The 12,206-nt window shown below is 68.9% G+C and carries 13 protein-coding genes; 11 read left to right on the forward strand and 2 right to left on the reverse strand.

Going from position 1 to position 12,206, the window contains the following annotated elements:
* Positions 1 to 25 precede the first annotated feature (25 nt).
* On the reverse strand, positions 26 to 1,210 hold the full coding sequence (locus ACIQD6_RS26595) for a helix-turn-helix domain-containing protein (protein WP_401886833.1): 1,185 nt from the start codon (positions 1,208 to 1,210) through the stop codon (positions 26 to 28).
* 379 nt (positions 1,211 to 1,589) lie between these two features.
* Here ACIQD6_RS26595 and ACIQD6_RS26600 point away from each other — a divergent pair, with 379 nt between their 5' ends.
* From ACIQD6_RS26600 to ACIQD6_RS26610, 3 genes are read left to right on the forward strand one after another with little or no spacing between them, the layout of a single operon-like run.
* The gene (locus ACIQD6_RS26600; protein ID WP_401886650.1) at positions 1,590 to 2,006 is read left to right on the forward strand and encodes a hypothetical protein; all 417 of its coding nucleotides are present in this window, start codon (positions 1,590 to 1,592) and stop codon (positions 2,004 to 2,006) included.
* A gap of 26 nt (positions 2,007 to 2,032) precedes the next feature.
* On the forward strand, positions 2,033 to 2,815 hold the full coding sequence (locus ACIQD6_RS26605; RefSeq protein WP_401886652.1) for an SDR family NAD(P)-dependent oxidoreductase: 783 nt from the start codon (positions 2,033 to 2,035) through the stop codon (positions 2,813 to 2,815).
* Complete coding sequence (locus ACIQD6_RS26610) at positions 2,794 to 3,882, forward strand: threonine aldolase family protein (RefSeq protein ID WP_401886655.1); 1,089 nt, start codon at positions 2,794 to 2,796, stop codon at positions 3,880 to 3,882. The genes ACIQD6_RS26605 and ACIQD6_RS26610 overlap by 22 nt, the downstream gene beginning before the upstream one ends.
* A gap of 48 nt (positions 3,883 to 3,930) precedes the next feature.
* Here the strand turns inward: ACIQD6_RS26610 and ACIQD6_RS26615 are convergent, their stop codons facing one another.
* On the reverse strand, positions 3,931 to 4,698 hold the full coding sequence (locus ACIQD6_RS26615) for a BTAD domain-containing putative transcriptional regulator (protein ID WP_401886658.1): 768 nt from the start codon (positions 4,696 to 4,698) through the stop codon (positions 3,931 to 3,933).
* Between the two features lie 557 nt (positions 4,699 to 5,255).
* On the opposite strand from ACIQD6_RS26615, the gene ACIQD6_RS26620 reads away from it, so the two are divergent.
* From ACIQD6_RS26620 to ACIQD6_RS26655, 8 genes are read left to right on the forward strand one after another with little or no spacing between them, the layout of a single operon-like run.
* The gene (locus ACIQD6_RS26620; RefSeq protein ID WP_401886660.1) at positions 5,256 to 5,834 is read left to right on the forward strand and encodes a DUF4255 domain-containing protein; all 579 of its coding nucleotides are present in this window, start codon (positions 5,256 to 5,258) and stop codon (positions 5,832 to 5,834) included.
* Positions 5,831 to 6,559 (forward strand): carboxypeptidase-like regulatory domain-containing protein, encoded by a 729-nt coding sequence (locus tag ACIQD6_RS26625; RefSeq protein WP_401886663.1) that lies wholly within the window; start codon positions 5,831 to 5,833, stop codon positions 6,557 to 6,559. Before ACIQD6_RS26620 ends, ACIQD6_RS26625 begins: the two co-directional genes overlap by 4 nt.
* Positions 6,560 to 6,569: 10 nt before the next feature.
* Positions 6,570 to 8,834: a phage tail sheath family protein gene (locus ACIQD6_RS26630; protein ID WP_401886665.1), complete on the forward strand. Its 2,265-nt coding sequence runs from the start codon at positions 6,570 to 6,572 to the stop codon at positions 8,832 to 8,834.
* A gap of 27 nt (positions 8,835 to 8,861) precedes the next feature.
* Positions 8,862 to 9,317 (forward strand): phage tail protein, encoded by a 456-nt coding sequence (locus ACIQD6_RS26635; RefSeq protein ID WP_365810865.1) that lies wholly within the window; start codon positions 8,862 to 8,864, stop codon positions 9,315 to 9,317.
* Position 9,318: 1 nt separating this feature from the next.
* The gene (locus ACIQD6_RS26640; RefSeq protein ID WP_401886668.1) at positions 9,319 to 10,812 is read left to right on the forward strand and encodes a phage tail sheath family protein; all 1,494 of its coding nucleotides are present in this window, start codon (positions 9,319 to 9,321) and stop codon (positions 10,810 to 10,812) included.
* Positions 10,809 to 11,339, forward strand: a complete 531-nt coding sequence (locus tag ACIQD6_RS26645; RefSeq protein ID WP_401886671.1) for a phage tail protein — start codon at positions 10,809 to 10,811, stop codon at positions 11,337 to 11,339. The genes ACIQD6_RS26640 and ACIQD6_RS26645 overlap by 4 nt, the downstream gene beginning before the upstream one ends.
* A gap of 4 nt (positions 11,340 to 11,343) precedes the next feature.
* Positions 11,344 to 11,529, forward strand: coding sequence for a putative phage tail protein (locus ACIQD6_RS26650; protein ID WP_401886673.1), 186 nt, complete (start codon positions 11,344 to 11,346; stop codon positions 11,527 to 11,529).
* Positions 11,526 to 12,197, forward strand: a complete 672-nt coding sequence (locus ACIQD6_RS26655) for a LysM peptidoglycan-binding domain-containing protein (RefSeq protein WP_401886676.1) — start codon at positions 11,526 to 11,528, stop codon at positions 12,195 to 12,197. Before ACIQD6_RS26650 ends, ACIQD6_RS26655 begins: the two co-directional genes overlap by 4 nt.
* Positions 12,198 to 12,206 lie beyond the last annotated feature (9 nt).

The raw sequence follows: 12,206 nt of genomic DNA on the forward strand, positions 1-12,206 counted from the left end.
GGACGCGGCTACCTCTGATTATGAATCAGAGGAATAGCTCCTGGTCATCCAGGTGAAATCGGTTCGACATCCCGCGCAACTGCTCGCGCGTCGCGGTCCGTTCAGAGTAGATAATCTTACGAAGGGTAGCTCTCGCGATGGGGTGGTTTCGGATCAACTGAGGGGCGATCTTCTCGGCTTCTCGTAGCTCTTCGAGGGCCTTTGCTCGGTTCCCGTCCCAGAGCCAGGCGCGAGCGAGATCCATACGGTGGTGCCCCTTGCGGGAGTTGGGAAGCGCCGCAAGCTCCTCGGACTTGGCCTCCCTGTTCCGGCGCAGAGCCTCGGTCTGATCACTCATCTCCACTGCCACACTGATCCCGTGGATAACAACATTCCCCGCAGAGAACGTAAGGGAGTGCCGATCGTCGAGGGGTGGCCCGCTCCTGCCCTCCCCTCGCTTGCTCGCCTGCTTCGCCAGGTTGATTCGGTGATACGCCTCGGCGCGATTGTTCGCCCGCGCTGCTGAGACAGCCGCACGCAGTTGAAGGCTGCCCCATGCGCGCACCGCGAGTGGCTCACCTTGTTCGTAGTGGGACTCGATGCCGCGCAGAGCCTTGTCAGCCAAGGCAGTGGAGTCAGCCCAGTCGGCGGTGGCCCACATGTCCCAGACGCGCATCCAGTCTGCGATGGCGGGCATGATCGGATCGCCGGACAGGCGGGCAGCCCAGGAGGCGCGTTCGCATGAAGTGGCGATCAGCTCGGGGTGCCCAAGCGCGTGGGCAGCAGTGTGCACGAACTTGCAGCACACTGCGTAGACGCCGAAAGCCTCTTCCTTTTCGTGGCCCGATGAGACCTCGGCGAGAGCGTGAGCCTCACGCAGCAGATCAGGAAGACTCCGCAAGATCGCACTATTCGCTGCGGCATCGCGAAGCCGGTGCAGGCGCTTCATGTCCTGCCACAGCACAGCGGCCGGTCGGGGGGGTCCGTTGAAGACAGGCGTCAGATCGTAGCGGCGAAGCTCGCGAAGGATGGATGCGGCGGCGGCCTGCCACTGGTCGTCGGGTGCGGTCCCCACGTACGGACGGTCGATGAGGTCGTTCGGATGGCAGTGCAACGCAGCTGCGATGCTGTTGATCAGCGAGGCACGGTCCAGTTCGATCCGGCCCTTCTCCACCCGCGAGACCCAGCCTTGGGACTTGTCCACAGCTGCCCCCAGATCAGCTTGCGGCATCCCGAGGTCGAGCCTGCGGCGCTTGATTCGCAGGCCGATGGCTTCTTGCTCTTCCAACTCGTGCGGCACGATGGGCTCCTGGTTCCATTCAAGCTCGACAATAGAACGGTACCCATGTCGCTCGCGGCGGGGAGCGACAACGAGCTGGTACCCGGTCGTATGGGGCTTGTGCAGAAGCAGGTCCTGCCGCCTCAACTGTGACGGTGGTCCGAGCAAGGCGACGTGGTCTCCCTCTGCTCGAATTCGACCATGATCAAGCAGGGGCACGCCTGCCGCAGCATTCCCGGCGAGCCCGAGACGATCAAGACGCTCGTAGACGAATGGCTGGGTGGCATCCCCGACCGCGCCGAGTCCGCCTGCAGCTGAACCCCTGCGGAACGTGATCCCCATTCCGACCGGGGTCTCCAGCGAGCAGTGGGCGCGGGTCGAAGGCATCCTGGCAGGAGGGCGCAAGCCCGAGCCGGACGACCGAGGGTGCTTCGACATGCTGTTGGAGAAGCTGCGCGACGACGGGGGGCATGACTACGACCGCGACGAGCGCATCGACGGCAAGGGCTGGGCGGTCTTCTGTCGCGTCGCGCGCCACTGGTTCACCTCCGGCCTGTATGCGAGGGCCCTGGAGGCGTACGGTCCGTACGAGGGGGTGCATGCGCCCGATGGCTACACTCTGCCTCCCATGAAGATTTACGGTGTGATCGACGATTCGGTGGAGGATCAAGTGAAAACTGACGCGGGCGGGCGAATTACTTCCACCAAGGGGATCACCGCGACGAGCACCGAGCGAGCGGCCGCATGAGCCCTCGCGGGCAGGAGACGACGGGTATGACGACGGCCACGAGCGGGAACGGCGGAGCGGGTGGCGCGGGCGGTGCGCTCGATGGTGCCGTGATCGCGGTGGCCGGAGCGGCGGGGCCGGCCGGCCGGGCCGCTCTGCTGCGGCTGGCCCAGGGCGGTGCGACCGTCGTCGCCTCGGACGCGGACCCCGAGCGGCTGGCCGAGGCGGTTGACGCGGCCCGGTTCGCGCACGGCGGGGCCACGGTCACCGGCGACACCGTGGATCTGCTCGATCCCGCGGCCACGCGCGCGTGGGCCGACAGGACCGAGAAGGAATTCGGCCGGATCGACGGACTGGTCCACCTCGTCGGCGGCTGGCGCGGCAGCGCCTCGTTCGCCGAGACCGACCTCGCCGACTGGGAGCTGCTGGAGAAGCTGCTGATCCGTACGGTCCAGCACACCTCCCTGGCCTTCCACGACGGGCTGCTGCGCAGCGGCCGCGGTCGCTTTCTGCTGGTCAGCGCGGCTGGCGCGGCGAAGCCCACCGCGGGTAACGCCGCCTACGCCGCCGCCAAGGCCGCCGCCGAGGCCTGGACACTGGCGCTCGGTGACGCCTTCCGCAAGGCGGGGGGCGACGAGGGCCCCCGGGCCGCGGCTGCCATTCTGGTGATCAAGGCACTGGTGCACGACGCGATGCGCGCCGAGCGCCCGAACGCGAAGTTCGCGGGCTTCACGGACGTCACCGACCTGGCCGAGGCCATCGCCGGAGTCTGGGACCTGCCCGCCCGGGAAGTGAATGGAAACCGTCTGTGGCTGACCCCCGAGCCGTGAGCGCCCGTACGACCGACGCCCGCCGCCATCACGACCCCGAGGTGCGCGGCTTCGCCAGCGACAACTACGCGGGCGCCCACCCCGAGGTCCTCGCGGCGCTCGCCCTCGCCAACGGCGGCCACCAGGTCTCCTACGGCGAGGACGACTACACCGGTCACCTCCAGCGGATCATGCACAGCCACTTCGGACAGACGGCGGAGGCCTTCCCGGTCTTCAACGGCACCGGCGCCAATGTGGTGGCGCTCCAGGCGCTCACCGACCGCTGGGGAGCGGTCATCTGCGCCGAGTCCGCGCACATCAACGTGGACGAGGGCGGCGCCCCCGAGCGGGTCGCCGGGCTCAAGCTGCTGACCGTACCGACCCCCGACGGCAAGCTCACGCCCGAACTGATCGACCGGGAGGCGTATGGCTGGGACGACGAGCACCGGGCCATGCCGCAGGCTGTGTCGATCGCCCAGAACACCGAACTGGGCACCGTCTACACGCCCGACGAGATCCGTGCCATCTGCGCGCACGCCCACGAGCGGGGTATGAAGGTCCATCTCGACGGCGCCCGGATAGCCAACGCCGCCGCGTCCCTGGACGTCCCGATGCGGAGTTTCACCAACGCGGTCGGTGTGGACATCCTGTCCTACGGAGGCACGAAGAACGGCATGCTCTTCGGTGAGGCCGTCGTGGTCCTCGACCCGGACGCCGTGCGGGCCATGAAGCATCTGCGCAAGCTGTCCATGCAACTCGCCTCCAAGATGCGGTTCGTGTCCGTACAGCTGGAGGCGCTGCTGGCGAAGGACCTGTGGCTGCGCAACGCCCGGCACAGCAACGCGATGGCCCAGCGGCTCGCGGCCGGCGTACGGGCGGTGGACGGGGTGGAGATCCTCCACCCCGTCCAGGCCAACGCCGTCTTCGCGCGGCTGCCGCACGAGGTGACCGTGCGCCTTCAACAGCGCTTCCGGTTCTACTTCTGGGACGAAAAGGCCGGGGACGTCCGCTGGATGTGCTCCTTCGACACGACCGAGGACGACGTCGACGCTTTCGTACAGGCGCTCAAGGAGGAGATGGCCACATAGCCGGAACCGTGCCCGTCCGTGCGGCCGCCTTTCCCGCGGCCGTAGTTTTCAGGTTTTCGCCGCTGATTTTTTCGAAGTCACCCCTCTGAGCTGGGTATTGGGCTGGAGCCGTGGCTGCCCATTGTGCTCGGCGCGGCACGGCAGCAGATCTCTCAGCGCGGGGGAGGGCTCCAGGCCCAGTTCCTCCCGCAGGACATAGCGGCACTGTTCGTATTGGCGCATTGCCGCGCCCCTGTTGCCGGCGGCCAAATGCGCCTTCAGCAGGACGCGATGGGCGCTTTCCCGCAAGGGCTCCGCGCGTACGGCGGCGAGTCCGGCGGCGACGGCTTCACCGTGGCGCCGCGCCGCCGTGAGTCGCTCGGTCATCGCTTCCAGGGCGTAGAGCCGGAGTTGGTGGTACTGCTCCTGCTCGATCAGCATCCAGTCATTCTCCGGCCACTCCGGCAGCAGATCTGCCGACAAGTCCGCCAGTGTCCGCATGTTGAGGATGTCGTCGCACGGGCGTGAGTTGTCGAGCAGTCGGTGCGCGTGTCTCACCGCCTCGTGCAGGTCCACGGAGATGTCCTTGGAGATCGCCATTTCCTGCGGAGACGCCTCGATGATGGAATGGCCGGTTCGCGTCGCTCTCCAAAGGGAAGATCGTAAGTTCGCGTTGGCGCGTGCCGTAGTGACGTCCGGCCAGAGAATTCCGGCCACATAGGCGCGGGATCGTGGGATGTCCTGCAGAGCCAGGAATGCGAGGAGTCGTTGCGTGCTGGTGCAGACCGGCACGCGTGTATGGCTGATCGTCAGTGCGAAACCCTTGAGCAGCCTCAAGGTAATAAAATGTGATTGTCCATTCATCTGCGCCCCCGGACGATGTCGGCTCCGGCGATCTTCGGTGGTCTCCCAAGACTCACGAAGCCGTGTTGCGAGTAAATCGTGATCGCACGGTCGACTCTTAGCGTGCGGGGTGTCAAAAAGGAATCACTGGAACGTCACGGCATCGTCACCCGGGCCGTTCCAGTAGGTCATCAAGCCACCTCCGGACCGCAATGAGGACATCGACGGTTTCACTCGCCGCGGAGGGGGTCAACGGCTCGCCGTCGACCGTCCGGATGATGCGTGCACGGAAGCCGTCTGCCCCGTTGCCTTCCACCCACACCCGGAGTATCAGGACACCGGACCGCGCTGAGGGGGTCTCCATGAACGACCAAGTGTTCCTCATCGATGTCACCCGGGCGTTGTCGCTCCGTGTGCGCTGACGTCATCGCACGGCCCCAGGACGCGCTCGTGACGCCGGTGTGACGGGTGAGTCGCGGCCCGATCACAGGGGAGCCCGCATGCTCTCGGTGTGCGTCATCCGTGCGTGCCGAGGCGGGGGGAGGCTTCCAATGGGTGACTTCGGTGTCATCGCCGATGTCTCGACGGTCATCGTGGGCGCCCTGACGCGGGCCCTGCGCCCGCTCAATCCGGCGGATCCCCCGATCGCGGAACTCAACGACCTCGCCGAGACGGTGCAGACACCGACGCCCAAACTCACCGTATTCCTCTACGAGATCGCCGAGGACCCCACGTCGCGCAACCGGCCGCCGGTGCGCTCGCTGCCGCCAGGACCGCTGACGACCCGTAAGCCGCCGATGGCCCTGATGCTGCGGTACCTGGTCACCCCCTGGGGTGGCGACCCGATCACCCAGCACCGGATGCTGGGCCGCGCCCTGCAGACCTTCTACGACGACGCGATCCTGGACGGTGTCCAGCTGACCGGCAGCCTGGCGGCGAGCACCGACTCGCTCCATCTCACCCTGACGCCCCTGACCCTCGATCAGAAGTCCTGGATCTGGTACGCGATTCAGAAGCCGTACCGGCTCTCGCTGAACTACGAGGTCCGCGTCGTCAGCCTGGACTCGGCCGTCGAGACGGCGGTACAGCCGGTGCAGGGCCGGGTCATCGACGGGACGGCGACACCATGAGCGCTTTCCTTCCACTGGCCCGCTCGACCACCTACAGTCCGGCCTGGTTCGTGCCGTTCGACGACTTCACCGGGCGGGTGCGCACCGTCGGTGTGGAGATCCAGCTGGACCGGTTCCAGGACGGCGGCTGGCTGCCGCTGGACGACAGGGCCGTACGCACGCCCAGCGGGGCCCTGGCCTTTCCCGGTCTGGGCAGACGCGGCGAACCGTGGACGGCCGGGCCCGAGCGCCACCGGGCCCGCTTCTCGGCCGCCGGATACCGGCCGTTGTACCCGGCCGACGGTGAGCCGTTCTCGGCCGGTCTCGTCGGCGTCGAGTTCCTGGTGCACCCGTACGACGACACCCACCCGCCGGCCGGGCCGACCGCCCCGAGGCTGGTCCGGTTCCTGCCGAGCGTCTCCTTCCCCTATCCGCCGGGCCTGCGCACGGTCCACGGGGTCGTGGTCGACGCGGCCACGCGGGCACCCGTCGCGAACGCGCTCGTCGAGGCCCGGGGACGGACGAGTCACGACCTGACGCCCTGGCGCGAGCGCACCCTGTCCGACGCCACGGGTGCCTTCCGGCTCGCCCTGCGGTGGGAGGGCGAGAAGGCCACCTCGGAAGCCGTCGAGGAGACGTTCCGCCTGCGAGCGGTCGAACAGCCGGGCCGGAGCGGGGAGCTTGTCGTACGGCTGCCCCAGGACAGCGCGCGTCGGCACGTCATCGAGATCCGTGAGCAGCAGTGAGGAGCCGTCCATGGCTGAGTATCTGAGCCCCGGGGTCTACATCGAGGAGATCGATGCGGGACCGCGGCCGATCGCGGGGGTGAGTACGAGCACGGCCGGCATGGTCGGCGTCACCGCCCGCGGCCCGTACACGGGCAAGCCCAAACTGGTGACGAACTTCCTGGAGTTCCAGAACACCTTCGGCGGGTTCCTGCCCGAGCCGGACCCGGCCGTACGCGACACCTGGGCCAACGACCCTGCCGAAGGCGGACGTTGGTGGCTGTTCCCGCTGGCCGTCAAGGGCTTCTTCGACAACGGCGGCCAGCGGCTGTACATCAAGCGGGTCGCCGCGGGACAGGCAAAGCCGGCGTCGGGCGCGCTGGGCGGCGGGCTGGTGAGCCCTGTCACCGGCGACGCCGCGCGGGGCGCGACGAGCGTCCAACTCGGCCATCTGATCGGCTTCACCGGGGTGGGCCAGCAGATCAAGGTCTTCCGGGGTGACGACCAGCAGGAGATCCACACCGCCGCGGTCACCCGCTACGACATGACCGCTCGCCGGATCACATTGGACCCGGCCCTGCCCGCCGAAGTCAGAACGGCCCGCGGCGACTACGTACAGGTCGGGACCCGCGACGCCGAGGAGACGCTGCGGCTGTCCGCCGTGAGCCCCGGCTCGTGGGGCGGGGCCGTCCAGGTCCGCATCCGGCCGATGGCCGGCGCCGCGCTGCCCGTGCTGCCTGATCCGCAGGAAGGCGCGCTGTTCATCACCCGGCTCGTCGCGGACGCGGCGGCGGACAGCGAATCGGTCCAGGTGGCCGCGGTCAACGGGCTCGACCCCGACGACCTGCCCGACGAGATCTGGGCGCAGATCGGCGCCCGCCGGTTCAAAGCAGAGGCGAGCCGGCCGGCGGACGGAAAGGTCACACTGACCTTCCCGGCGGGCACGACCCACGAGGCGTGGGAGAGCGGGCTCACCGTGCGCCGGGTACGCCGGGGCAACACCGCGACGGCGCCGACCCTGCGCGTCGGCGGTGCGAGCCGCCTCTACCCGGGCGCCGTCGTCCAGCTCGACGACGGCACCACCCTGACAGCGGTGAAGGCCGACACGATCGCCGGTGACGTCGTCACCTTCGACCAGGACGTACCCGGCACGTTCTTCGAGACCGACCGGATCCACCTGATCGAGGCCGAGGTCTCCACCCGGTTCACGGATCCGGGCGGCGCGGCGGTGACCGAGACCTTCAGCAACCTCCGGCTCACCGGCGACAGCCCGGCGAACCTGACGACCACCCTGGAGAGCCGCTCCCAGCTGGTCCGGGCCACGACACTGCCCGGCCTGACCACCGATCCCGCACGGTTCCCGGTGCCCGCGCTCGGCTCCTGGCTGACACTGACGGACGGCGACGACGCGTCCGGGACCCTGAGCGTGGCCGACTTCGTCGGCACCGACGGAGGCAGCGGCCGGCGTACCGGAATCGTCGCCCTGGAGGACATCGACGAGATCGCCGTCTGCGCGGTCCCCGGCATGTGGTCGGGCACCGTCGAATCGGCCCTGGTCACCCACTGTGAACTCCTCAAGGACCGGTTCGCGATCCTCGACCCGCGCGACGGCCTGGACATCGAAGGCATCCAGGCGTTCCGCGAGCCGTTCGACACCAAGTACGCGGCGCTCTACTACCCGTGGCTGGTCACCCGCGACCCGTCGACCAACCGAGACGTCGAAGTGCCGCCGTCCGGTCATATGGCCGGGATCTACGCTCGGGTGGACGTGGAGCGCGGCGTGCACAAGGCACCGGCCAACGTCGTCATCCGGGGCATCCGGCAGACCGACGGCATCGCCCAGGACATCACCAAACGGCACCAGGACCTGCTGAACCCCAAAGGGATCAACGCGCTGCGGTTCTTCCCCGGACTCGGCCACCGGGTGTGGGGCGCGCGCACGCTGTCCTCGGACAGCTCGTGGAAGTACATCAACGTCCGGCGGCTGTTCCTCTTCCTGGAGGAGTCGATCGACGAAGGCACCCAGTGGGTGGTCTTCGAACCGAACGACGAGGCGCTGTGGGCCCTGGTCCGCCAGACGGTCAGCAACTTCCTCACCACGGTCTGGCGCAGCGGCGCGCTCGCCGGCACCACCGCCGACGAGGCGTTCTTCGTCGCCTGCGACCGCACCACGATGACCGAGGACGACCTGGCCAACGGCCGGCTCATCTGCGTCATCGGTGTCGCGCCGGTCTTCCCGGCCGAATTCGTGATCTTCCGGATCCAGCAGAAGACCCGCGAGAACCAGCTCGCCTGAGCGGCACCCGACTGAGAAGGGGGCACCATGCCACCCGTGACCAGGGACGATCCGTACGCGTCCTACAACTTCCTGATCATCGTGACCAACGTCAGTGACGACGGCGTCGCGGTGAGCGGCTCCTTCACCGAAGTCAGCGGCCTGGAGCTGGAGATCCCGCCGATCGAGTACCGCAACGGGAGCGAGGACATCACCGTCCGCAAGATCCCGGGGCTGAAGAAGTTCACCAACCTCACCCTCAAACGCGGCATCACCGGCCATGTCGGCTTCTGGAACTGGGTGGTCGAGGCGCTCAACGGCAAGGTGCGGCGTGCCTCCGGCTCGATCGTGATGCTGGACGAGAACCGCCAGGAAGCCATGCGCTGGAACTTCGACCGCGGCTGGCCGACCAAGTACACCGGCCCGACGCTCAGTTCGACCAAGAACGAGATCGCCATGGAGACACTCGTGCTGGCGGTCGAGAAGCTGGAGATCGACGCCTGACATGGCCGGCGAAGCGCTTCCCGGCGTATCCCTGACGTTCGCTCCCCGTGGCCCGGACGAGGAGCCGCTGCGCACCGACGTGGCGGCGTTCCTCGGCCGGTTCCGCCGGGGCCCGGTCGCCACGCCGGTACGGGTGGAGAACTGGAACGACGCCGTGGGCGCCTTCGGCCCGCCGTCCGGTGCCTGTGCCGCGCCGTACGCACTGCGCGGCTTCTTCGAGAACGGCGGCCGTACGGCCTTGGTGCTGCGGGTGTCCGGGCCGGCCGTCACCGCCCGGACCCGGTGGACGGTCGGGGACGCCGGCGGATTCCCCGCCGGGCGCTACCAGGTGCTCGCCACCAGCCCGGGAGCCTGGGCCAACGGCGCCCGCGTCGCCATCCGTTACCGGACCAGTACGGTCGCCGGACCGCCGACGGTGAGCGTACGGGTCACGGTGCCCGGCGAGCCGCCCGAGACGTTCTCCGGTCTGCCGGCCGCCGAAGTGGCCGACCGGCTGGCCGAGTCCCGCTTCATCCGGCTGATACCCGACCGGCCCGCACCACCACCGGGAGCGGCAGGACCGATCTCGATGTCCTGGGACCTGACGCTCCTCGGCGGCACCGACGAGGCGCCGGGGCAACGCGAGTACTCCGACGCCGTGGCGGTACAGGCGGAGCTTCCGGAACCGGCCCTGCTGGCGTTGCCGGACCTCGGCACGGACCTTTTCGGGACCACGCACACGGACATGGTGATGGAGGTGCTGCGGACCGTGGAGCCACTGCTCGACCGCCTCGTCGTCCTGGACGTACCGCCACGGCTGTCATCCGTGGACGGCGCGGTGGGCTGGGTGGGGTCCCTGGCAGCCACGGGCGACAGCCGTCTGCTGAGCACCGCGGCCGTCTACCATCCGCCGCTGCGGACACCCGACGGGCCCGCGCTGCGGACCGTACCGTCGTCCGGGCATGTCCTGGGCGTCATCGCCCGGCTGGACAGCGAACGCGGAGCGCACCACACCCCGGCCAACGCCACGATCCTGGAGGCGGTCGACCTGGGGGCCGAATTCCCCGAGCCGCAGCAGGTCCGGCTGTTCGACGCGGGCATCGACCTGATCCGGTGCACCCGCGGTCGCGGACTGATGGTGTGGGGCGGCCGCACGCTGTCCGCCGATCCCCGCACCCGCTACATCGCGCACCGCAGACTCGTACACCTGCTGGTGCGCGCCATCCGGCGGGTGGCGAGCCCCCTGGTGTTCGACGTCAACTCGCCCGAACTGCGGCTGACCCTGGTACGGGCGGTGACCTCGGTGCTGCTGTCGGCCTTCCGGTCCGGCGCGCTCGCCGGCGCGCGGCCCGAGCAGGCGTTCCGGGTGGTGTGCGACGACACCAACAACCCGCCCGAACAGGACCCGGGGCAGCTGGTCTGCGAGATCGAGGTCGCCCCGGCCGTCCCCATGGAATTCATCCGGCTGCGTCTCGTACTCGGCCAGGACCGTGCCCTGGAGGTGATCGAGGCATGACCCTGGATCCACTGCCCAAGTACCGCTTCCTCGTCACCCTCGACCCCGGCGACGCGTATCTGCCGTCCGCGCAGGCACTGCTGCTGCCGCTGGTCGCCTCCGGCGCGTTCCAGGAAGTCACCGGGCTCGGCGCACAACTGGAGGTGACGAGCTATCCGGAGGGCGGCCGTAACGACTCCGTCCACCAACTGCCGCTGCGCCACTCATGGAACCGGATCACCCTCAAGCGCGGAGTGGTACGGGATCCCGGGCTGTGGGCCTGGTACCAGGCAGGACTGGCCGACTCGCTCGGCGCCCGCCGCGACGGCGCGGTGATCGTCCTCGGCCCGGACGGAGTGCCCGGTGCGGCCTGGGCGTTCCACGGCGGCCTCGCCGCCAAATGGAGCGGCCCCGACCTGCACGCCGAGCAGAACGCGATCGCCGTCGAGTCGCTGGAGATCGCTCACGAGGGGCTGACGAAAGTCCTCCAGGACACCGCGGCGGACGTGCTGTCCGCCGCGGAGCGGCTGAACCAAGGAAGAAGGTGACGGCGTGCCGAAGGTGATCATTCACAACCTCGAAGTCCGCATGCAGGTGGACGGCGACGACGGCGCGGTCTTCACCCGCCTGTTCAACAAGCACATCCAGGCCTGGGCGAAGCTGTACGAGGACGAGTGCGCCCGCGTCAAACACACCGCGGCCGAACGCGGCTTCGGTGACGGGGAGGGCCGGCCGTGAGCGTGACACCCGTGTCCTTCGCCCGCCAGGCGGGCGCCCAGGCCCGGCTGGAGATCGTCCGGCCGGTGATCGCCGACGAGCGCAAGCGGCGGATCCCGCTGCGGTTCAACCCGACCGACTACAAGCTGAGCAAGTCCAACACCTTCGCCGAGATCACCATCCCCGGCCTGGAGACACCGCCGCTCCAGTACGTACGCGGCGGCACGGAGACGCTCACCGTCCAGGCGCTGGTCGACACCTCCGACACACTGGAGAACGTCCGGACCGCCTACGTCGACGCGCTGCGCAACCTGCTGCGCCCCGACAGCCGCGAACACGCGCCGCCGATCGTCCGGTTCGTCTGGGACGAAGAGGTCTTCACCGGTGTCGTGGAGAAGCTGGACGTGAACTACCAGCTGTTCCGGCCGGACGGTGTGCCCCTGCGGGCCATGCTCGACCTCTCGCTCAAGGAGTTCCGTACGGCCGCCGCACAGGTCGCGGGCACACCACGCTCCTCGCCCACGGTGGAGAAGAGCTATGTGGTGCGCCGCGGCGACACGCTCAGTTCCATCTCCGCCGCGCTCTACCGGCGGCCCGACGCCTGGCGGGAACTGGCGCGCGCCAACGGGATCACCGATCCCCGGGACCTGCGGCCGGGCCGGGTGCTGACCGTGCCCCGGCTGCCATGAGGAGCGTGT

It is taken from the genome of Streptomyces sp. NPDC088400, assembly GCF_044753355.1.
Lineage (GTDB): Bacteria > Actinomycetota > Actinomycetes > Streptomycetales > Streptomycetaceae > Streptomyces.

Bases quoted from the DNA above. Each gene is read 5' to 3' on its own strand.
- ACIQD6_RS26605 (WP_401886652.1), top strand. From the start codon at position 2,033: ATGACGACGGCCACGAGCGGGAACGGCGGAGCGGGTGGCGCGGGCGGT.
- ACIQD6_RS26625 (WP_401886663.1), top strand. From the start codon at position 5,831: ATGAGCGCTTTCCTTCCACTGGCCCGCTCGACCACCTACAGTCCGGCC.
- ACIQD6_RS26620 (WP_401886660.1), top strand. From the start codon at position 5,256: ATGGGTGACTTCGGTGTCATCGCCGATGTCTCGACGGTCATCGTGGGC.
- ACIQD6_RS26640 (WP_401886668.1), top strand. From the start codon at position 9,319: ATGGCCGGCGAAGCGCTTCCCGGCGTATCCCTGACGTTCGCTCCCCGT.
- ACIQD6_RS26630 (WP_401886665.1), top strand. From the start codon at position 6,570: ATGGCTGAGTATCTGAGCCCCGGGGTCTACATCGAGGAGATCGATGCG.
- ACIQD6_RS26595 (WP_401886833.1), bottom strand. From the start codon at position 1,210: ATGCCGCAAGCTGATCTGGGGGCAGCTGTGGACAAGTCCCAAGGCTGG.
- ACIQD6_RS26635 (WP_365810865.1), top strand. From the start codon at position 8,862: ATGCCACCCGTGACCAGGGACGATCCGTACGCGTCCTACAACTTCCTG.
- ACIQD6_RS26645 (WP_401886671.1), top strand. From the start codon at position 10,809: ATGACCCTGGATCCACTGCCCAAGTACCGCTTCCTCGTCACCCTCGAC.